We start from the raw sequence: 19,117 nt of genomic DNA on the forward strand, positions 1-19,117 counted from the left end.
CCGCATACGTATCGATCGGCATCACGCCGCCAGCGCCGCCCCGGCCCCCTCCGTCGCATCCTGCACCGCCTGCTTCACGATCCGCGCGAGCCGATCGACGGTCGGTGTCGTCGACGACGTGCGCCGCAGCAAGATCAGCGGCAAACTCGGCAGTGCCGGCAACCCGCACGAAGCCGCATCGAGCACGCGCACCGACGCGGGCAGCCCGTACTGCGAGCGCACCGTCAGCCCGAGGCCGGCCGCCGCCGCGGCCCATAGCCCGGCAAGACTGGGCGTCGTGAACGCAACGCGCCACGGCACGCCCGCGCGGTCGAGCGCACCGGTCGCCGCGCCGAAGAACCGGCACGGCCGGTCGAACACGACGAGCGGCAGCGGCTCGCCCGGCGCGCGCACCGCGCGGCCGCCCGTTTCGTCCGCACCGCCTTCCTCCTCCGCACCGCCGCCCGGCATGCCGAAGCCGGTCGCGACCGAGCCCGCCGCCCCCACCCACTGCATCGGCACCTGCGCGATCGCTTCGCTGTCGATCCCCGCGCGCGCCACCAGCGCCGCCGACGCCGGGTCGCCCCACACCAGCGCGAGATCGAGCTGGTTCGCGTCGAGGCGGTCGAGCAGGTCGGCATTGCGCGCCACGCGCGCCTCGATCCGCACCTTCGGATGCGCACGCGCGAACCGCCCGAGCACGTCAGGCAGAATCGCCTCGCCGAAATCCTCCTGCAGCCCGACACGCACCCAGCCGTCGAGATTCATGCCGCGCACGGCCGCGGCCGCCTCGTCGTTCAGCTCGACCATCCGCCGCGCATAGCGCAGCATCGCGTCGCCGGCATCGGTCAGCGCCAGCCCGCGGCCGGCCTTCACGAACAGCGGCGTGCCGGCCTGCTCCTCGAGCTTGCGGATCTGCGCGCTCACCGCCGACGACGAGCGCGCGACGCGGTCGGCCGCCTTCGCAAAACTGCCGAGATCCACCCCGGCGACGAGGCTGCGCAGCGCCGCCACGTCGAAGTTGGGCCGGGCCAGCGTGGCATCGGCCAGCTCGCGCGACTCGCCGTCGTCGCGTGGAATGTCTTGTCCGGACATCTCAACCATCCTGTTTTATCGAACGATTCATCAAGAACTTTCCGATTTTCAGGATGAATGTAGGGCGCCAGACTGTGGATGTCAATTTCCAACCGGGCCTGCCGTCATGGATACCTCGTGCATCGCTTCCCCCTCCTCGCCCGCCCGCGACGTGCGCGGCGCGGCTCATCGCTGGCGCGTGCTGGCGGCCGGCGTCGCCGCGAACATGAGCTTTTCGGCCGCGGCGGCCGGCATTCCGACCACGGCCGTGTGGATGCGCTCCGCCTATCACCTCGACAACGGCGCGCTCGGCCTCGTGCTCGGCGCGCTCGGCTTCGGCGTCGCGCTGTCCGAACTGCCGTGGGGGATGGCTGCCGACCGCTTCGGCGACCGCCGCGTGCTGCTCGCCGGGCTCGTCGCGACGGCCGCGATGTTCGCGTTGATGGTGTGCACGATCGTCCCGACCGCGCACGGCGTGCCGCCGCTGATGCGCGTCGTGGCAGCAATGTGCTGCGTCGGCCTGCTCGGCGGCAGCGTGAACGGGTCGAGCGGGCGCGCGGTGATGCGCTGGTTCGGCGAGCGTGAACGCGGGCTCGCGATGAGCATCCGCCAGACGGCCGTGCCGCTCGGCGGCGGCATCGGCGCGGCGCTGCTGCCGTCGCTCGCATCGCACCTGGGCTTCGCCGCGGTATTCGGCGCGCTGATGCTGTTGTGCGCGGGTTCTGCCGCGCTCACCTGGCGCTGGCTGCACGAGCCGCCGGCCGAACCGGCCGTCGCGCAACCGGCCACGCATCGCCCCGTCGAGCAACAATCCGCGCGACAGGTGCGCAACCCGCTCGCGAGCGTCCCCGTGTGGCGCATCGTGCTCGGCATCGGCCTGCTGTGCGCGCCGCAGTTCGCGGTGCTCACGTTCGCGACAGTGTTCCTGCACGACTTCGGCCGGCTCGGCCTCGCCGGCATCAGTGCGGCGATGGTCGCGCTGCAGCTGGGCGCGATGGTGATGCGCGTGTGGAGCGGCCGTCATACCGACCGGCACGGCAACCGGCGCGCGTATCTGCGCGGATCGGTATTCGTCGCGGCCGGCTCGTTCACGGTGCTCGCAGCCGCAACGGCTGGCAGTGCGCACGTGCCGCTCGCCGCGATCGTCGCGATTCTCGTCTTCGCCGGCATCTGCGTGTCCGCGTGGCACGGCGTCGCGTACACGGAGCTCGCGACGCTCGCGGGCGCGAATCAGGCGGGCACCGCACTCGGGATGGCCAATACGATCGTCTACCTCGGGCTGTTCGCGACGCCCCTCGCGATTCCACCGCTGCTCGCAGTCAGTTCGTGGAGTGTCGTGTGGCTCGCGGCCGCGCTGGTCGCCGGCGCGACCTATCCGCTGTTCGCCGCGAAATAGCAGCCGCTGGCAGCCACTCGTCTCACGCGGGCGTTGCAGCGCACGCCACGACGCCCGCGCCATCCGTCAGGCCGCTTCGCGCGCCAACGCACGCCGCGCAGCCGGCCGCTCGGCCTCGCGCTGCGCGTGGGCGGTCCACGCGGGATGCCGCGTCATGTCGAGCCCGATCGCGACGCCCCAGCGATACAGCACGAACAGGAACGGATCGACGATCGAATGCGCGCCCGGCTCGGCCCATGTGCGGCCGTCGGCGAGCGCGGCTTCGATCGCCTCGTTCGCGGCCTCGATCGTGCGTCGCCCGTGCGCGCTGACCTCGCTGTGCAGCGCCGGATCGCCGATGAAGCGGCCCGGCCTCCACAGTGCGCCGTAGCCGACGCCATGCACCCAGCCGACCAGCCAGGCGAGCCACTCGTGGCACCGTGCCTCGCGCAGCGGGTCGCCGAGCGGCAGCAATTGCGCATCGGGATAACGGCGCGCGAGATACGTGAGGATCGCCGGCGTTTCGGTCAGCACGTGCCGCTCGCCCGGAATCGCGAGCACCGGCACACGCGCCTTCGCGTTGATCGCGAGATAGCGCGCCTCGAGGTTCTGCTGCTTCTGCAGGGAGACGATTTCGACGTCGAACGGCGCGCCGGTTTCCTCCAGGGCGATATGGACGGCGAGCGAACACGCGCCCGGCGAAAGATAGAGACGGTATGCGTTCATGGTGGTGGGACCCGACGGGGCTGTGGAAGACGGAACCGAGTGTAGGAACGCGTGCCGGCCCGCCGCAAACGATGAATTGTCGTGCTCGAACATTAGTGTTACTAATACCCGCATGCGACGCATCCACCTTCCTCCGCTACAGACGCTGCGTGCATTCGAGACCGCCGTGCGGCTACAGAGCTTCACGCGCGCGGCCGACGCGCTCGCGCTCACGCAAGGCGCCGTGAGCCAGCACATCCGCACGCTCGAGGCGCAGCTAGGCTATCCGCTCTTCACGCGCGAGCGTAACGGCGCGACGCCGACGCACGCCGCGCACGCGCTCGCACTGCAGGTACGCCAGGGCCTCAGCGTGCTCGAACGCGCGTTCGAGCCGGCACTCGCCGTGCGCAGCCGCCCACGCACTTGCGACGTCACGCTGAACGTCAGCGTGCTGCCGAGCGTCGCCGAGCGCTGGCTCGCACCGCGCCTGCCGCGCTTCACGGCCGCGCACCCGCACATCGCGATCGTGCTGCACCCGGAGGTGGCGCTCGCGCCGCTGCGCAAGCGCGACCGCATCGACGTCGCGCTGCGCTACGGGCCCGGCACGTGGCCGGGTGTCGTCACCGAGAAGCTGATGAACGAGACGATCTTTCCGGTCGCAAGCCCCGCGTACCGCAATCGCGACGGCGTCGCGCCGCGCGTGCCGGCCGATCTCGTGCGCGCGACGCTGCTGCGCCATCCCGCGCAGCCGTGGGAACCTTGGCTCCAGGCCGCGCGGATCGACCTCACCGAATCCGCGCGCGCGCCACGCTTCACCGATGTGAATGCGCTGATCGACGCGGCGCTGAAAGGCCGCGGCGTCGCCCTCGCGCGCCGCTCGCTGATCGAGCCCGAACTCGCGAACGGCACGCTCGTGCGCGTGTCGACGGTGCGCATCACCGACGTGTACGCGCACTACGTCGTGTGGCGCCCCGACCATCCGTACGAAGCGGCGATCCGCACGTGGCTCGACTGGCTGCGCAGCGAGGTGCGGCGACGCACGCCGCGGCGCTGAGGTCACGCGATCGGCTGCATACGTTCATCATGAACGGCGATGCCGTGGCGTACGGCATGCCCGCGTAAAAGTGCCCGACTCGCATCGCCCGCCGGGAAATTTTTGCGCCCTCGCAATCCCGTGCAAGTGACTGGTCAGGATATCGAAAGCATTCGCGATCACGCACCGGTCGCAAACGATTCACCGAAACGTCGCATCGCGTCGGCATACTCGAAAACGTTTCCCGATCAGCCAGCCAGGAGAGAAGTCATGCGTCGCGTTTCCGTCGTCGTTCTTTGTGTCGCCGCTTTCGTCGCCGCCTGCAGTGACGACGCGCCGCACGACGCACACGCGACCGACGCCTCGCAGCAGGCCGGCGCATCGTCCGGCTCCGCCAGCGCATTCAACAACGACGCAGCCGCGAACCCCGCTGCGTCCGATGCCGCGCCGCTCGCGCCGCCCGTCGTGCACTACCCGCCCGATGACGACGACGACGCGAAGCCCGCGGCGAATGCGGCAAACGCGGCCGCGTCGAGCGCGGCAGCGTCGTCACCTGGCTGATCCCGCCGCTTCCGTCCCCCGACCGCAGCAGAACCGAGGTGAAATAACATGACGTCATCGAGCCGCCGCCGTTTCCTGCATACCGTCGCACAATCCGCGGGCGCCGCCGTCGCGCTCAACGCCTTCCCCGAATCGATCCGCCGCGCGCTCGCGATTCCCGCCGCGCGCGGCACCGGCACGATCCGCGATGTCGAGCACATCGTCGTGTTCATGCAGGAAAACCGCTCGTTCGATCATTACTTCGGACACCTGCGCGGCGTGCGCGGCTACAACGACCGCTTCCCGATCCCGCTGCCGAGCGGCAAGCCGGTGTGGTACCAGCCGTCGAAGGCCGACCCGGGCAAGCCGGTGCTGCCGTTCCGGTTGAACACGCTGACGACGAGCGCGCAGTGCGTCGGCGACCTCGACCACTCGTGGTACAAGACGCACGCGGCAATCGACGGCGGCCGCTACGACCAGTGGCCCGCGAACAAGACCGACATGACGATGGGCTATCACGTACGCGAGGACATCCCGTTCCACTACGCGCTCGCCGATGCGTTCACCGTGTGCGACAACTACTTCTGCTCGCTGCCGGGGCCGACGCACCCGAACCGCTCGTACCTGATGACCGGCACCGTCGACCCGACCGGCAAGTTCGGCGGCCCGCTGCTCGACAACAGCGACTATGTCGACGGCGACGGGCCGCCCGCCTACCAGCTGCTGTCGTGGACGACCTTTCCCGAGCGTCTCGAAGCACACGGCGTGTCGTGGCAGATCTACCAGCAGGGCACGACGGGCAACGATCCGTACAACGGCAACTACGGCACGAACGTGCTGCAGAACTTCGCGAACTTCATCAACGCGAAACCCGGCTCGTCGCTGTACCAGCGCGCGCAGACAGTGCGCACGCTCGACAACCTGAAGGACGACGTGATCAACGACCGGCTGCCGCAGGTGTCGTGGCTGTGTCCGCCCGCCGCGTTCTCCGAGCATCCGAAATACACGCCCGCATACGGCGCGAACTACACGTCGCAGATCCTCGACGCGCTCACGTCGAACCCGGACGTCTGGCGCAAGACCGTGCTGTTCATCATGTACGACGAGAACGACGGCTTCTTCGACCACATCGTGCCACCGCAGCCGCCGACGTCGGCCGCGCAGGGCGCATCGACCGTGACGACCGACGGCGAGCTGCACACGGTCGTGAACCCCGGCCGCGGCGGCAGCTATACGGCCGACGGCCTGCCGTACGGCCTCGGGCCGCGCGTGCCGATGACGGTCGTGTCGCCATGGACAAAAGGCGGCTTCGTGTGCTCGCAGGTGTTCGACCACACGTCGGTGATCCGCTTCATCGGCGAGCGCTTCGGCATCGACGAACCGAACATCACGCCGTGGCGCCGCACGGTGTGCGGCGACCTCACCGCCGCCTTCGACTTCCGCTCGTCAGACGCGTCGTTCCCGCCGCTGCCCGACACGAGCCAGTACCGCTCGATCGCCGACCAGCAGTGCACATCGCAGCCCGCGCCGACCGTGCCCGCGACGCCATCGCCGATCGACCCGCAGGAACCCGGCGTGCGGCCGGCGCGTGCGCTGCCGTACGAGCTGCACGTGAACGCGAGCGTCTACGGCGGGACCAAACTTCGAATCGAGTTCGCGAACCGCGGCAACCAGGGCGCGCACTTCCACGTGTATGCGACGAACCGAACCGACGGCCCGTGGCGCTACACGGTCGGCGCGCGCCGCGTGCTGCATGCGGACTTCGACCTGACGGTGACGAACGGGGCGTACACGTTCGCGGTGTACGGGCCGAACGGATTCGTGCGCGTGTTCTCGGGCAACGTATCGGCCCCGGCCGCACCGCATCGCAACCCTGCGCAACCGGAAGTGAAGGCCGGCTACGACGTCGCGAACGGGAACCTGTACCTGAAGCTGCGCAACCATGGCGGGGCCCACGTCACGCTGACGCTGACCGACAACGCGTACGGCGCGCCGTCGCGGCAGGTGACGCTGCATGGCGGCGACGAGCGCGTCGAGCAATGGATGCTCGCGTCGAGCCACCAATGGTATGACGTGACGGTGAGCGACGGCGCGGCCGGCACCTTCTCGCGCCGCTTCGCGGGCCACGTCGAGAACGGCCGGCCGAGCTATTCGGATCCGGCGGCGGTGCGGCCCGTCTCCGCGGCGTAAACGTAACGGCGCGGGGCGGCACGGCGCCCGCCGTACCGCTCGCCCGGCGCGTCAGACCGCATGCGCGAGCGCGCGATCGACGAGTGCGGTCTCGAAGCCGTCGTCCGCGTCGCGAAAGCGCAGCGGTGCCGCGCAATGGACGAGCGTGTCGATGAAGTACTTCGCGCGCGGCCACGGCCCGAAGCCGGCCGCGGTGTTGATGTGCCCCGCGTCGCCGAGGTTCACGAACGCGCTGCCCAGGTGCTGCGCGAGCGTGCGCGCGTCGCCGAGCGGCATCCACGGATCGGTTTCGCTGCCGATCACGATCGACGGCACGGCGAGCCGGCGCGCGTCGAACGGCCCGGCAAACGTGAATTTCTTCGGACTGGCGGGCGCGACGAGCAGCACGCCCGCGACATCGCCCGTGTGCGGCCACTGCGCGAGCGCATGTGCGGCCGCGAGGCAACCGAAGCTGTGCGCGGCCAGCACGAACGGGCCGCGTTCGCGGTCGAGCAATGCACGCACCGATTGCGCCCAGCGCGCAAGATCGGGCGCGTCCCAGTCGTCCTGCTCGACGCGCAGCGCGCGCGGGAACTGCCGTTCGAGCCAGGTCTGCCAGTGAGCACCTTCGCTGCCGTGCAGGCCCGGAACGGTCACGAGCCGCGGCGGCCACGCCGATTTGCTGCATGCGCGCATGATTGCCCTCGCTTGCTTGAAGACGGGATTCGATTGTGGCGCGGCGCCCCCGGCGGCCGAACCAATATTTTGTGCTTTGCTTTTGCCTGGGCCGGCCATCCGGAGGCAGGCCATCCGGGGCGGTGGCTCGCCCCGCGCACCGACGCGCGATGCGCCGCGAGACCGTAGAATGTGGGCTTCCCGTCAGCTTCACATGGAACCGGGGCCGGGCGCCGATGCGCCGGGCGCCTGGCCGTCAGGAGACGTCCGATGTCCGCTACGCCCGCCGGCGCGCTGCGCCCGGCCCTTCTCGCCGTTCCCGTGACGCGCCTCGCCGGCGCGCGCGCCGTCACCCAATGAAGATCCTGTTCCACTCCCCGCATCAGGAAGCCAGCGCGTGGCGCGACGAGATCGCGCATGCGCTGCCGGAAGCCGAACTGCGCGCGTGGCAGCCGGGCGACACGGCCGCCGCCGACTACGCGCTGGTCTGGCGCGCGCCGCGTGAATTCTTCGCCCCGCGCGACGGCCTGCGCGCGATCTTCAACCTCGGCGCCGGCGTCGACGCGCTGCTCGCGCTCGAGCACGCGCATCCGGGCACGCTGCCGCGGCACGTGCCGCTCGTGCGGCTCGAAGATTCGGGCATGGCGCAGCAGATGGTCGAATACGTGACGCACGCGGTGCTGCGCTACCTGCGCCGCTTCGACGAGTACGAAGTGCTGCAGCGCGAGCGCCGCTGGCAGCCGCTCGAACCGCATGCGCGCGCGAGCTTCACCGTCGCCGTGCTCGGCCTCGGTGTGCTCGGCGCGCAGGTCGCGCGCGCGCTCGCCGCGCTCGGCCTGCCCGTGCGCGGCTACAGCCGCAGCGCGAAGCAGCTCGACGGGGTGACGACCTTCGCCGGAGACGGCGCATTCGATGCGTGCATCGACGGGGCGAAGGTGCTCGTCAACCTGCTGCCGAGCACGCCCGACACCGACGGCATCCTGTCGTCGCGCGCGTTCGCGCGGCTCGCGCCCGGCGCGTATGTCGTCAACGTCGCGCGCGGCGCGCATCTCGTCGAAGCCGATCTGCTGGACGCGCTCACGAGCGGCCAGGTCGCCGCCGCGACGCTCGACGTATTCCATCGCGAGCCGCTGCCTGAAGACCATCCGTTCTGGCATGCGCCGCGCATCACGATCACACCGCACAGCTCGGCCGAGACGCTGCGCGACGAAGCCGTCGCCCAGATCGCCGGCAAGATCCGCGCACTGGAGCGCGGCGAGCGCGTCGGTGGCATCGTCGACTACACACGCGGCTACTGAACCTACAAGCAAATCAGGAGACAACCATGACGTTCCCCACCGCCGTCAAGATCGTCGAAGTCGGCCCGCGCGACGGGCTGCAGAACGAGAAGACCTTCGTGCCGACCGACGTGAAGATCGCGCTCGTCGACCGGCTGTCGCACGCCGGCTTCCGCAATGTCGAGGCCGCGTCGTTCGTGTCGCCGAAATGGGTGCCGCAGATGGCCGACGGCGCCGACGTGATGGCCGGCATCGAGCGCCGCGCGGGCACCGTGTACTCGGTGCTCACGCCGAACCTGAAGGGCTTCGAGAATGCCGTCGCCGCGCGCGCGGACGAAGTCGTGATCTTCGGCGCGGCGAGCGAGGCATTCTCGCAGCGGAACATCAACTGCAGCATCGCCGAAAGCATCGCGCGCTTCGAGCCCGTCGCGAAGGCGGCGAAGGATGCGGGCCTGCGGCTGCGCGGCAGCGTGTCGTGCACGCTCGGCTGCCCGTACCAGGGCGAAGTGCCTGTCGCATCGGTCGTCGACGTCGTCGAGCGCTTCGCGGCGCTCGGCTGCGACGAGATCGACATCGCCGACACGATCGGCGTCGGCACGCCGAAGCGCACGCGCGAAGTGCTCGCGGCCGTCACGCGCGTGTTCCCGCGCGAACGCCTGTCGGGCCATTTCCACGACACCTACGGCCAGGCGCTCGCGAACATCTACGCGGCGCTGTTCGAAGGGATCGAGATCTTCCACGCGTCGGTGGCCGGCCTCGGCGGCTGCCCGTACGCGAAGGGCGCGACCGGCAACGTCGCGACCGAGGACGTGCTGTACCTGATGCACGGCCTCGGCATCGACACCGGCATCGACCTCGCACAGGTCGTCGCCGCCGGCGACTTCATCTCGAACGCGATCGGCCGCGCGAACGTGTCGCGCGCCGGTCGCGCACTGCTCGCCAAGGCGCAGAGCGCGGCCGACGCTGCGAACTGCGCATGACCCCGGTATTCGATGGATTCCTCAACATGACGACACCCGCTTCATTCGATTCTCTCCCCGATTCCGCACGACGCGTCGCGCTGCTGCTGCGCGAACGCGGCCATGCGAAAGGCATCGTGATGCTCGCCGAAACCGGCAAGACGTCGGCCGAAGCCGCGGCCGGGCTCGGCTGCTCGGTCGCGCAGATCGCGAAGTCGATCCTGTTTCGCCGCCAGTCGGACGGCGCGCCGGTGCTCGTGGTCGCGAGCGGCGTCAATCGCGTCGACGAGAAGAAGGTCGCCGCGCAGGTCGGCGCGGTCGGCCGCGCGGACGCGAAGTTCGTGCGCGACAACACCGGCTATGCGATCGGCGGCGTCTGCCCGATCGGCCATCTCGTCGAACCCGTCACGCTGATCGACGCCGACCTGCTCGAACTCGACAGCCTGTGGGCGGCCGCCGGCCATCCGCACGCGGTGTTCAACCTGTCGCCGAACGAACTCGTGTCGCTGACGGGCGCGCCGGTCGCGGACGTCGCTCTGCGGGAGCCCGCATGAGCGACGTGCCGGTGTCGGTGCCGGTCGGCACGGTCGCGTCGCCGTGCACCGACGTATGCCGGATCGATCCGCGCACCGACTGGTGTGCGGGCTGCCTGCGCACGCGCGACGAGATCAAGGGATGGCGTGCGTCGGACGATGACGCGAGGCGCGCGTTGCTCGCGCGGCTCGATGCGCGGCGGCGTCTGATTGCGCGGAGCGGCGCATAAAAAAAAGCCGTTCAGCCTGGCAGGCGAACGGCATGAGATCGGAATCCTGTGAACGTGATCAACGTCACAGCCCGCATCATACGAGCGACGCGGCCGCATCGCATCGGGTGTTTCCCTACAACTGCTTACAGCGTCTTCCACGCGTACGCGCGCACGGCTTTTGCTCGCCATGCGCGCATCGTCTGCCCGCAATACACGCTCCTGAAATACGCATTCGACGAACCGCTGCACTGCCCCGCAGCGGCACCGAATCGCACGACCGTTTCAGTTGCCGACGGCCGCGCGACGCGCGGGCACGATGCGCCAACCGAGATTCACGCCGGCCGCCGCGAGCAGGATCAGCAGCGCGCCGACCACCTGCGTCCACGCGAGCGTCTGCCCGAACGCAACGTGATCGACGACGATCGCGACGACCGGATAGACGAACGACAGCGCGCCGGTCATCGCGGTCGGCAGCTTCTGGATCGCGCCGCACAGCAGCACATACATCAGACCTGTATTCACGACGCCGAGCACGACGAGGTCGAGCCACTGCCCGGCAGTCGCCGGCAACGTGCCGAAGTGTGCGAACGGCGCGAGCAGCAGGACCCCGAGGCCGGCTTGCAGCAACGCGAGGAGGTGCGGCGGCGTGCCCTTCAGGTGCTTCGTGACGATCGACGAGATCGCGTAAAGGAACGCGGCACCGAGCGACAGCGCGACGCCTTCCAGATATTCGCCCGGCACCGCGAGCACGGCCGGCTCGACGCGCACCACGGCGACGAGGCCGACGAATGCGAGCGCGAGCCACGCGACCGTCGACGCGCCGATCCGCTCGCGGAACACGATCGCGCCAAGCGCGACGAGCATGAACGGCTGCGTGTTGTAGACGGCGGTCGCCATCGAGATCGATGCGCGCGAATAGGCGGCGAACAGCAGCAGCCAGTTCGCGACGATCGCGACGCTGCCGAGCGTCGCCAGCGCGAGCATCCGCGGCGAGAACAGCGCGCGGCGCAGGAACCCGAACGCCGCGCAGACGATCGCGAGCGTCGCGGCGCCGAACAGGCAGCGGAAGAACACGACGTTCGTCAGCGGCTGCTGCGACGACATCACGAGCCAGCCGATCGTGCCGGACATCATCATCGCGACGACCATCTCGGCGGCGCCGCGGCGAATTTCATTCGAAGCCATCTTGAACTCCGTTCGGAAGAGTGGATGACTTCGATTCTAGAAACTTGCTTTCGCGGCAACCACGGCTAAACTGAAGTGAATCGTCCGATTCACCTTCGAAAGCAAAGCGATCATGCCGAAACGCCTTTCCCCGCCTGCCGTCGCGTCGCTCGACGCGACCGACCGCGCGATTCTCGCGGCGCTGGCCGACGACGCGCGCATCGCCACCAGCGAACTCGCCCGGCAGATCGGGCTGTCGGCGCCCGCGACCGCCGACCGCGTGCGGCGGCTCGAAGCGCAAGGCGTGATCGCCGCATTCACCGTCGAGCTCGACCCGCGCGCGCTCGGCTACACGCTGCAGGCGATCGTTCGCGTGAAGCCGCTGCCCGGCCAGCTGCATCTGGTCGAAGAGATGCTGCGGCGGATTCCCGAATTCGTGGAGTGCGACAAGGTGACCGGCGACGACTGCTTCATCTGCCGGCTCTACCTGCGCACGATCGCGCACCTCGACGACATCCTGTCGAAAGTGACGGAGCGCGCCGAGACGAGCACCGCGATCGTCAAGTCGACACCGGTGCCGCGCCGGCTGCCGCCGCTCGTCGAGGACGACGGCGCGCACCGCTGAACGAACCGGTACGCGGCCGCGCCGCCCGCGCTAACGCATGCGCACGCGTGCCGTCATGCAGCCGCGTCGCGCGCCTCGAAGAACGCCAGCAGTTCGTCGATCAGCGCGACGGGCGCCTCTTCCGGAATGTAGTGGCCGCACTCGAGCGCGCGGCCGCTGACGTCGCGCGCCACGCGGCGCCATTCGGCGAGCGGATCGAAGCAGCGGCCGACGATCCCGTTCTCGCCCCACAGCACGCGCAGCGGACACGCGACCTTGTTGCCGCGCTCGAGATCCGCACGGTCGTGCTCGAGATCGATCGTCGCGGATGCGCGGTAGTCCTCGCACATCGCATGCACGGCGCCCGGCTGCGCGAGCGCGGCCCGGTATGCGGCGAGCGCCTCGGGCGCGAACGGCGCGAGGCCGGCGGACCGGTTGCCCATCACGCGCTCGATGTACGCATCGGTATGCGCGCCGACCAGCGTCTCGGGCAGCGGCTCCGGCTGGATCAGGAAGAACCAGTGGAAATACGCGGTCGCGAACGCGCGATCGGTTTTCTCGTACATCGCGAGCGTCGGCGCGATGTCGAGCAGCATCATCCGCTCGACGGCGTCCGGATGATCGAGCGCGAGCCGGTGCGCAACCCGCGCGCCGCGATCGTGCGCGCACACATGGAAGTGATCGAAGCCGAAATGCCGCATCACGGCGACCTGGTCGGCCGCCATCGCCCGTTTCGAATACGGCATGTGCTGCGCGTCGCTCGGCGGCTTGCCCGACGCACCGTACCCGCGCAGATCGGTGGCGATCACCGTGAAATGATTCGCGAGCGTCGCGGCGACGCGATGCCAGATCATGTGGGTTTGCGGATGTCCGTGCAGCAACAGGAGCGGCGGACCCGCGCCGCCTTTGACACCGAAGATGTCGGTGTCCTGCACCGTCACGCGAAACGGTGCAAACGCCTCAAACGACATGGTTTGTTTCTCGTTGGTTTGTTATGGCGGCTATTTTATGAGCGCTCGTGCATCTGCACAGCGGGGCAACAGCCGGAATCCGTAGAAAGAGAACACTCACTCGATTGCCGGCACACCACGCGTTTTGTTAAGCTCGCGTAGAATCGCACGATCGTTCGTATTAATAAGGACGACCTCGTTTCGCAGCTACACTGGAATCACCGTTCGACCGCAAAGCATGGCGTCGGCGCGACCGCGCGGGCGCCCCTGGAGACTGGAGACATCACATGGCATTGCCCACCGTCCTGCAGAACCTGACGCTGCCCGTCATCGCGTCGCCGATGTTCATCGTCAGCTACCCCGAACTCGTGCTCGCGCAATGCAAGGCGGGCATCGTCGGTTCGTTCCCCGCACTCAACGCCCGCCCGGCCGAACTGCTCGACGAGTGGCTCACGCAGATCCAGTCCGAGCTCGCCGACCACCAGGCAAAGAATCCCGGCGCGGTGATCGGCCCGATCGCGGTCAACCAGATCGTCCACCAGTCGAATGCGCGGCTCGAGCATGACGTGCGCGTGTGCGTCGAGCACAAGGTACCGATCTTCATCACGAGCCTGCGCGCACCAGCGCGCGAGATCGTCGACGCGGTGCACAGCTACGGCGGCATCGTGCTGCACGACGTGATCAACCTGCGCCACGCGCAGAAGGCGCTCGAAGCCGGTGTCGACGGCCTGATCCTCGTCGCGGCCGGCGCAGGCGGCCATGCGGGCACGACGTCGCCGTTCGCGCTCGTCGGTGAAGTCCGCAAGATTTTCGACGGCCCGATCGTGCTGTCCGGCGCGATCGCGAACGGCGGCTCGATCCTCGCGGCGCAGGCGATGGGCGCCGACTTCGCGTACATGGGCACGCGCTTCATCGCGACGCAGGAAGCGCACGCGATCGACGACTACAAGCATGCGATCGTGAACGCGAAATCGTCGGACATCATCTACACGAACCTGTTCACGGGCGTGCACGGCAACTACATTCGCGAGAGCATCGAGAAGGCCGGCCTCGATCCGGAAGCGCTGCCGGAATCCGACAAGACCAAGATGAATTTCGGCAGCGACAAGACGAAGGCGTGGAAGGACATCTGGGGCGCCGGCCAGGGCGTCGGCCTGATGGACGACCTGCCGAGCGTGGGCGCGCTCGTCGAGCGCCTGAAGCGCGAGTACGACGACGCGAAGGCGCGGCTCGGCATTCCGCGCTGACGGCCGCCGCCGGCGCGAATGCCGCCGGACAAAACAAAAAGCGCGAACCGCTGCGGTTCGCGCTTTTTCATTGCCCCGCTGTTGCGGGAAAGACGGCTCAGACCGCGCGCTTCATCCGCGTGATCGGCAGCACGCGCAGGCGCGATTCGATCGACGGGCACAGCGACTGCCCTTCGAAACGCGCCGCCAGGAAGTCGACGAACGAACGCACCTTCGCGGACACGTGACGACGGCTCGCGTACACCGCGTAGATCGGCGCCTCGTGCGGCGGCACCGCGTCGAGCAGCACCGGCACGAGCCGGCCGGACTCGATGTCGTCGCCGACCACCTCGGTGCCGAGCAGCGCGATGCCCGCGCCCGCGAGCACGGCCGCACGCAGCCCTTCGAGATGGTTCACGATCAGGTTGCCGTTGAGGTTCACGCGCGACGCGGCGGCCGCGTCGATCACCAGCGAGTCGAGCATCGTCGAATTCGAGTCGCGCCGCAGGTAGTTGTGGTGCGCGAGATCGCCGATCGTCGCGGGCGTGCCGTGCTTCTCGAGATACTCGGGCGACGCGACCAGCAGGATGTGCGCGGTCGCGATCTGCCGCGCGACCAGCGACGACGATTTCAGCCCGTTCGGCGCCGCGCGCACCGCGACGTCGTAGCCTTCCTCGATCAGGTCGACCACGCGATCGGACAGCGTCATGTCGACGGTCACGTCCGGGAACCGGCCCGCATAATCGGTGACGGCCTGCATCACGTGCCGCAGCCCGAACGCCGATAGCGACGTGACGCGCAGCCTGCCTTGCGGCACCACGCTCGCGGCGCCGACGGCCTGCCCGGCTTCGTCGAGTTCCGACAGCGCCTGCACGAGGCGCTCATAGTATTCGCGTCCCGCCTCGGTAGGGGCGACGCGTCGTGTCGTGCGATGCAGCAGCCGTGCGCCGAGCTGCTGCTCGAGATGCATCACGTGCTTGCTCGCCATCGCAGCCGACATCTGCATGCGCTCGGCCGCGCCGACGAAGCTGCCCACTTCGACGACGTAGCGAAACACATTCATGCTGACGAGGGTATCCATCGAACTAGCTCGTAATGACGGGGGAATGGTCCAATTACGAGATAGGGTAACAAAGGCGGGGAAACAGAAAGGTCAAGAAAGGCAAAACGGCGCCGCGGGGTCGCAGCGCCGTTTTGGCGGAAAAACATGCAGTCCGGACGCGCTTTTCGCGCGCGTCCGGCGCGCCGCTCGCGCGTGCGCGTCAGAACTTCGCGCGGATGCCGGCGCCGAACGTGTTGCCGTTCGACAGGCCGCTGATGTGGTCGTTCATGTACGCAGCGTAGACGTCCGTGCGCTTGGACAGCGGATAGTCGTAGCCGACGGCCCAGGTCTGGCGCGTCTGGTCGAGCCCGCCCGAATCGCGCGAGTACGCATACGACGCCATCGCGTTGCCCACGCCGAGCGGCACCGACACACCGCCCTGCGCAGTGTTCACGTGCCAGCTGCCCGCAACCTGGTCGTTCTTCGTGTACATGTACTGGCCGAACAGCTTCACGTACTTCAGGTCGTAGGTCGCGCCGACTTGCGCGATGCCCTGGCTCTTCATGCCGGCCACCAGCGCGCTCAGGTCACGCGGGCCGTTGTTGAAGTTCACGTACTGGTAGACCGCGGTCGCCGCGAACGGGCCGTTCGCGTAGTTGAACTGCGCGCTCCACTTCTTCGAGCCGTTGTCGCCGGCCTGGTTGCCGAGTGCGTACATCGCGCCGAAATTCAGGCCACCGAACGAAGGCGACGTGTACGACAGTGCGTTGTTCCAGCCCGAATCGCCGACGGCACCCTGGTCGCTCGGGTAGGTCGGGAACGTGCCGAGGCCGAGGAACACGTGGTACACCATCGGCGAGAAGGTGTACGAGTCGTAGAACGGGTTGAACAGGATCGTCGACAGGAACAGGTGCGTCGTCAGGCGGCCGGCCGTCACCGTGCCGTACGGCGAATCGATGCCGACGTACGCGTTGCGTGCGAAGAACGTGTCGCCCTGGAAGCGGCCGAACTGGCCGTTCTGCGCGCGGAAGAAGCTCTCCAGCGTGAAGATCGCCTTGTAGCCGTTGCCGAGATCCTCGGCGCCGTGCAGGCCCCAGTACGACGTCGACATGCCGCCGCCGCTCACGTTCCACGCGCGGTCGCCGCCCGGGAACTTGGTTGCGCCGACCCATTCGTCGACCTGACCGTAGAGCGACACGCTCGACTGTGCATGGGCGGGAGCGGTAGCCGCCACGCAGGCGGCCGCGGCGATCAGCTTGACGGACGTGCGCGACGCACGGCGAGCGAATGCTTTCATTGGATCTCCAGATTTTGTCGAATAGTCGATAAGTGGCGCGAGCGTTGTTTTTTGGAGCCGAGTGCTTGCGTCGTATGGGGCGCAGCCATCTTTACGGATCATTCGTCCGGTCAAAATTGCGCACACTTATTGCGGGTATAGCGGCGGCATTAACTTCGCGGAATCGATACGTGGCCGGGCACCCGTCGGCGGCCCCGCGCAAACGCGGTCGCGCGGCGGGGCGGCGGCGTGGCACACGCGAGCCGGGCGCGAAAGATAGCGCAATGCGACGGGAAAATCAGCGGAAATCTGTGCGCGACTGTGGCGAATTCGCATCAGCCGGCGGAGGGACGCGCGCGGGCGCTCAGTTTCGGTAGAACGGGGAGAAAGACGGCGAGTGCGCAGGCTCGTCCTGCGAGCGGGGCGGCGGCATCGGACGTCCGCCGCGCTCCTCGTTGTAGCGCGCGACGTCGGCGCGGATCGAACCGGCACGCAGCGGCACGTTGCCGCCGCCCGGCGGGCGCGGCACCTGACGCACGTCGGCGCTGATCGGACGATACGGGCTTTGCGCGGCGTAATGGCCATACGACGGCGTCGGCCGCAGCCCCCAGCGGGAGCCGTAGCCGTTCACGCCGCCGGCGCGTGCACCGGGCGGGGGCGCCACGCGGCGCCAGACGGGCCCGCCACCAGCCGGCTGACCGTACGCGCGCATGTCGCCGCCGCCGAAGCCGTGGCCGCCGAAGCCCTGACCGCCGAAGCCCTGGCCGCCGAACGCATGACCGCCGTGAGGCGGTTGCGCGAGCGCGAGCGGCAACAGCAGCGCGCCGAGCACGCCTGCCACCCATCGTCCGATCTTCCGTTTCACCCGTTCCGTCATCGTTCAGTGCCTGTCCACGCCCGCCGCCGGCTCCTTTCGGCCGACCCAAGGCTTTCAGCAGTAATTTATGAGCGGGCCGAAAGCGTGTCGAGCCAAAAAGTGTTATGTCGCCGGCATCGGTGTAACACCATGTTACTGCTAGGTTTTTTCACTTCCGGGTGCGAGCGCGACAGAACATTCTTCTGCCGTTTTGCGCGCGGTCGGCCCGGTGGCATCAGTGCCGCCCCATGAGTTCAGTTCATCAATCGATTCCCACAATGCATTTGTGTAGTGAATCGCCGACCGGGACAATGGCGCCATCCGCGCGCGCGACGCGCGCCTCCGTCGTTTCCGAATCGAGTTCCCGATGGCCCGTCCCCGTTTTCTTCCCGACAATTTCACGCTCGCGCTGGTCGGCACCGTCGTGCTCGCGAGCTTCCTGCCGTGCCGCGGCGCGGCCGCCCATGCGTTCAACTGGGCGACCAACATCGCCGTCGGCCTGCTGTTCTTCCTGCACGGCGCGAAGCTGTCGCGCGAAGCCGTCATCGCGGGTGCGACCCACTGGCGGCTGCATGCGGTCGTGCTGCTCAGCACGTTCGCGCTGTTCCCGCTGCTCGGCCTCGCGCTGAAACCCGTGCTGCAGCCGCTCGTCACGCCGACGCTGTATGCGGGCGTGCTGTTCCTGTGCACGCTGCCGTCGACGGTCCAGTCGTCGATCGCGTTCACGTCGATCGCGAAGGGCAACGTGCCGGCCGCCGTGTGCGCGGCATCCGCGTCGAGCCTGCTCGGGATCTTCGTCACGCCGGCGCTCGTCGGGCTGATGATCACGTCGCAGTCGGCGGCCGCCGCGTCGCCGTGGAGCACCGTCGGCAGCATCGTGATGCAGCTGCTCGTGCCGTTCATCGCCGGCCAGTTGCTGCGGCCCGTGATCGGCGGCTGGATCGACCGCAACCGCGGCGTGCTGCGCTTCGTCGACCAGGGCTCGATCCTGCTCGTCGTGTACGTCGCCTTCAGCGAGGCCGTCAACGAAGGCCTGTGGCACCAGATCCCGCCGCGCGCGCTCGGCGGTCTGCTCGTCGTCAACCTCGTGCTGCTCGCGATCGCGCTGCTGCTGACCGCGTTCGTCAGCAAGCGGCTCGGCTTCAACCGCGCCGACCAGATCACGATCATCTTCTGCGGGTCGAAGAAGAGCCTCGCGGCCGGCGTGCCGATGGCGAAGGTGATCTTCTCGGCGAACGCGGTCGGCGCGATCGTGCTGCCGTTGATGCTGTTCCACCAGATCCAGCTGATGGCGTGCGCGGCGCTCGCGCAGCGCTGGGGCGCGCGCGACATGAGCGGCGAGCATGACGAGGGCGGCGCGGCATCGGCGTCCGGCGCGCTGAGCGCGGGCAAGCGCTGACGAGCAGGGCGGCGGGACGGTCCGCGCGTGGTGCCGTCCCGGTGTTCCGCCCTTCAGCCCTCCGCCCTC

At 68.7% G+C, this 19,117-nt stretch carries 19 protein-coding genes; 11 read left to right on the top strand and 8 right to left on the bottom strand.

Annotated features, from left to right (window positions below; all coding sequences use genetic code 11):
* Window positions 1-21 precede the first annotated feature (21 nt).
* A complete protein-coding gene (locus tag FFS49_RS15105; protein WP_105816720.1) occupies window positions 22-1,074 on the bottom strand; it encodes a LysR substrate-binding domain-containing protein in 1,053 nt (350 codons plus the stop codon).
* 106 nt (window positions 1,075-1,180) lie between these two features.
* Here FFS49_RS15105 and FFS49_RS15110 point away from each other — a divergent pair, with 106 nt between their 5' ends.
* Window positions 1,181-2,449 carry an MFS transporter gene (locus tag FFS49_RS15110; RefSeq protein ID WP_105816719.1) on the top strand — a complete coding sequence of 423 codons (1,269 nt, stop codon included), beginning with the start codon at window positions 1,181-1,183 and terminating at the stop codon, window positions 2,447-2,449.
* 66 nt (window positions 2,450-2,515) lie between these two features.
* On the opposite strand, the gene FFS49_RS15115 is transcribed toward FFS49_RS15110, so the two are convergent.
* Complete coding sequence (locus tag FFS49_RS15115; RefSeq protein ID WP_105816718.1) at window positions 2,516-3,154, bottom strand: glutathione S-transferase; 639 nt, start codon at window positions 3,152-3,154, stop codon at window positions 2,516-2,518.
* 112 nt (window positions 3,155-3,266) lie between these two features.
* On the opposite strand from FFS49_RS15115, the gene FFS49_RS15120 reads away from it, so the two are divergent.
* From FFS49_RS15120 to FFS49_RS15130, 3 genes are all read left to right on the top strand, one after another.
* A complete protein-coding gene (locus tag FFS49_RS15120; protein ID WP_105816717.1) occupies window positions 3,267-4,187 on the top strand; it encodes a LysR substrate-binding domain-containing protein in 921 nt (306 codons plus the stop codon).
* A 249-nt stretch (window positions 4,188-4,436) separates the two neighbouring features.
* Window positions 4,437-4,727: a hypothetical protein gene (locus FFS49_RS15125; RefSeq protein WP_039346461.1), complete on the top strand. Its 291-nt coding sequence runs from the start codon at window positions 4,437-4,439 to the stop codon at window positions 4,725-4,727.
* 48 nt (window positions 4,728-4,775) lie between these two features.
* Entirely contained in the window at window positions 4,776-6,896 is a 2,121-nt protein-coding gene (locus tag FFS49_RS15130; protein ID WP_039346464.1) for a phosphocholine-specific phospholipase C, read from the top strand.
* A 51-nt stretch (window positions 6,897-6,947) separates the two neighbouring features.
* On the opposite strand, the gene FFS49_RS15135 is transcribed toward FFS49_RS15130, so the two are convergent.
* Window positions 6,948-7,571 carry an alpha/beta hydrolase gene (locus FFS49_RS15135; protein ID WP_039346467.1) on the bottom strand — a complete coding sequence of 208 codons (624 nt, stop codon included), beginning with the start codon at window positions 7,569-7,571 and terminating at the stop codon, window positions 6,948-6,950.
* Window positions 7,572-7,906: 335 nt separating this feature from the next.
* On the opposite strand from FFS49_RS15135, the gene FFS49_RS15145 reads away from it, so the two are divergent.
* From FFS49_RS15145 to FFS49_RS15160, 4 genes are read left to right on the top strand one after another with little or no spacing between them, the layout of a single operon-like run.
* The gene (locus FFS49_RS15145) at window positions 7,907-8,848 is read left to right on the top strand and encodes a glyoxylate/hydroxypyruvate reductase A (protein WP_039346470.1); all 942 of its coding nucleotides are present in this window, start codon (window positions 7,907-7,909) and stop codon (window positions 8,846-8,848) included.
* 26 nt (window positions 8,849-8,874) lie between these two features.
* Window positions 8,875-9,807 carry a hydroxymethylglutaryl-CoA lyase gene (locus FFS49_RS15150; protein ID WP_105816716.1) on the top strand — a complete coding sequence of 311 codons (933 nt, stop codon included), beginning with the start codon at window positions 8,875-8,877 and terminating at the stop codon, window positions 9,805-9,807.
* Window positions 9,808-9,833: 26 nt separating this feature from the next.
* Window positions 9,834-10,340 carry a YbaK/EbsC family protein gene (locus tag FFS49_RS15155; protein WP_039346541.1) on the top strand — a complete coding sequence of 169 codons (507 nt, stop codon included), beginning with the start codon at window positions 9,834-9,836 and terminating at the stop codon, window positions 10,338-10,340.
* A complete protein-coding gene (locus FFS49_RS15160; protein WP_105816715.1) occupies window positions 10,337-10,549 on the top strand; it encodes a DUF1289 domain-containing protein in 213 nt (70 codons plus the stop codon). The genes FFS49_RS15155 and FFS49_RS15160 overlap by 4 nt, the downstream gene beginning before the upstream one ends.
* Window positions 10,550-10,813: 264 nt before the next feature.
* Here the strand turns inward: FFS49_RS15160 and FFS49_RS15165 are convergent, their stop codons facing one another.
* Window positions 10,814-11,716 carry a DMT family transporter gene (locus FFS49_RS15165; protein WP_105816714.1) on the bottom strand — a complete coding sequence of 301 codons (903 nt, stop codon included), beginning with the start codon at window positions 11,714-11,716 and terminating at the stop codon, window positions 10,814-10,816.
* A 112-nt stretch (window positions 11,717-11,828) separates the two neighbouring features.
* Here FFS49_RS15165 and FFS49_RS15170 point away from each other — a divergent pair, with 112 nt between their 5' ends.
* On the top strand, window positions 11,829-12,320 hold the full coding sequence (locus FFS49_RS15170; protein WP_011353413.1) for an Lrp/AsnC family transcriptional regulator: 492 nt from the start codon (window positions 11,829-11,831) through the stop codon (window positions 12,318-12,320).
* 53 nt (window positions 12,321-12,373) lie between these two features.
* Here FFS49_RS15170 and FFS49_RS15175 read toward each other — a convergent pair whose 3' ends face one another.
* Window positions 12,374-13,270, bottom strand: coding sequence for an alpha/beta hydrolase (locus FFS49_RS15175; RefSeq protein WP_071335197.1), 897 nt, complete (start codon window positions 13,268-13,270; stop codon window positions 12,374-12,376).
* A gap of 266 nt (window positions 13,271-13,536) precedes the next feature.
* Here FFS49_RS15175 and FFS49_RS15180 point away from each other — a divergent pair, with 266 nt between their 5' ends.
* Complete coding sequence (locus FFS49_RS15180) at window positions 13,537-14,496, top strand: nitronate monooxygenase family protein (RefSeq protein WP_039346483.1); 960 nt, start codon at window positions 13,537-13,539, stop codon at window positions 14,494-14,496.
* A 97-nt stretch (window positions 14,497-14,593) separates the two neighbouring features.
* Here FFS49_RS15180 and FFS49_RS15185 read toward each other — a convergent pair whose 3' ends face one another.
* The 3 genes from FFS49_RS15185 to FFS49_RS15195 form a co-directional block, all read right to left on the bottom strand.
* Window positions 14,594-15,556: a LysR family transcriptional regulator gene (locus FFS49_RS15185; protein WP_039346485.1), complete on the bottom strand. Its 963-nt coding sequence runs from the start codon at window positions 15,554-15,556 to the stop codon at window positions 14,594-14,596.
* A 181-nt stretch (window positions 15,557-15,737) separates the two neighbouring features.
* On the bottom strand, window positions 15,738-16,814 hold the full coding sequence (locus tag FFS49_RS15190; RefSeq protein ID WP_039346488.1) for a porin: 1,077 nt from the start codon (window positions 16,812-16,814) through the stop codon (window positions 15,738-15,740).
* 343 nt (window positions 16,815-17,157) lie between these two features.
* Complete coding sequence (locus tag FFS49_RS15195; RefSeq protein ID WP_105816713.1) at window positions 17,158-17,670, bottom strand: peptide-binding protein; 513 nt, start codon at window positions 17,668-17,670, stop codon at window positions 17,158-17,160.
* Between the two features lie 346 nt (window positions 17,671-18,016).
* Between FFS49_RS15195 and FFS49_RS15200 the strand changes: the two genes are divergently transcribed.
* Window positions 18,017-19,048, top strand: coding sequence for a bile acid:sodium symporter family protein (locus FFS49_RS15200; RefSeq protein WP_105816712.1), 1,032 nt, complete (start codon window positions 18,017-18,019; stop codon window positions 19,046-19,048).
* Window positions 19,049-19,117 lie beyond the last annotated feature (69 nt).

The sequence above is a fragment of the Burkholderia sp. 4NA327C6 genome, assembly GCF_005502655.1.
Lineage (GTDB): Bacteria > Pseudomonadota > Gammaproteobacteria > Burkholderiales > Burkholderiaceae > Burkholderia > Burkholderia contaminans.

What these genes read in the sequence shown, in the direction of transcription:
- FFS49_RS15110 (WP_105816719.1), top strand. Translation starts at nt 1,181, where the DNA reads ATGGATACCTCGTGCATCGCTTCCCCCTCCTCGCCCGCCCGCGACGTG.
- FFS49_RS15155 (WP_039346541.1), top strand. Translation starts at nt 9,834, where the DNA reads ATGACGACACCCGCTTCATTCGATTCTCTCCCCGATTCCGCACGACGC.
- FFS49_RS15105 (WP_105816720.1), bottom strand. Translation starts at nt 1,074, where the DNA reads ATGTCCGGACAAGACATTCCACGCGACGACGGCGAGTCGCGCGAGCTG.
- FFS49_RS15160 (WP_105816715.1), top strand. Translation starts at nt 10,337, where the DNA reads ATGAGCGACGTGCCGGTGTCGGTGCCGGTCGGCACGGTCGCGTCGCCG.
- FFS49_RS15115 (WP_105816718.1), bottom strand. Translation starts at nt 3,154, where the DNA reads ATGAACGCATACCGTCTCTATCTTTCGCCGGGCGCGTGTTCGCTCGCC.
- FFS49_RS15180 (WP_039346483.1), top strand. Translation starts at nt 13,537, where the DNA reads ATGGCATTGCCCACCGTCCTGCAGAACCTGACGCTGCCCGTCATCGCG.
- FFS49_RS15175 (WP_071335197.1), bottom strand. Translation starts at nt 13,270, where the DNA reads ATGTCGTTTGAGGCGTTTGCACCGTTTCGCGTGACGGTGCAGGACACC.
- FFS49_RS15165 (WP_105816714.1), bottom strand. Translation starts at nt 11,716, where the DNA reads ATGGCTTCGAATGAAATTCGCCGCGGCGCCGCCGAGATGGTCGTCGCG.
- FFS49_RS15170 (WP_011353413.1), top strand. Translation starts at nt 11,829, where the DNA reads ATGCCGAAACGCCTTTCCCCGCCTGCCGTCGCGTCGCTCGACGCGACC.
- FFS49_RS15185 (WP_039346485.1), bottom strand. Translation starts at nt 15,556, where the DNA reads ATGGATACCCTCGTCAGCATGAATGTGTTTCGCTACGTCGTCGAAGTG.
- FFS49_RS15145 (WP_039346470.1), top strand. Translation starts at nt 7,907, where the DNA reads ATGAAGATCCTGTTCCACTCCCCGCATCAGGAAGCCAGCGCGTGGCGC.
- FFS49_RS15150 (WP_105816716.1), top strand. Translation starts at nt 8,875, where the DNA reads ATGACGTTCCCCACCGCCGTCAAGATCGTCGAAGTCGGCCCGCGCGAC.
- FFS49_RS15120 (WP_105816717.1), top strand. Translation starts at nt 3,267, where the DNA reads ATGCGACGCATCCACCTTCCTCCGCTACAGACGCTGCGTGCATTCGAG.
- FFS49_RS15200 (WP_105816712.1), top strand. Translation starts at nt 18,017, where the DNA reads ATGGCCCGTCCCCGTTTTCTTCCCGACAATTTCACGCTCGCGCTGGTC.
- FFS49_RS15130 (WP_039346464.1), top strand. Translation starts at nt 4,776, where the DNA reads ATGACGTCATCGAGCCGCCGCCGTTTCCTGCATACCGTCGCACAATCC.
- FFS49_RS15195 (WP_105816713.1), bottom strand. Translation starts at nt 17,670, where the DNA reads ATGACGGAACGGGTGAAACGGAAGATCGGACGATGGGTGGCAGGCGTG.
- FFS49_RS15125 (WP_039346461.1), top strand. Translation starts at nt 4,437, where the DNA reads ATGCGTCGCGTTTCCGTCGTCGTTCTTTGTGTCGCCGCTTTCGTCGCC.
- FFS49_RS15135 (WP_039346467.1), bottom strand. Translation starts at nt 7,571, where the DNA reads ATGCGCGCATGCAGCAAATCGGCGTGGCCGCCGCGGCTCGTGACCGTT.
- FFS49_RS15190 (WP_039346488.1), bottom strand. Translation starts at nt 16,814, where the DNA reads ATGAAAGCATTCGCTCGCCGTGCGTCGCGCACGTCCGTCAAGCTGATC.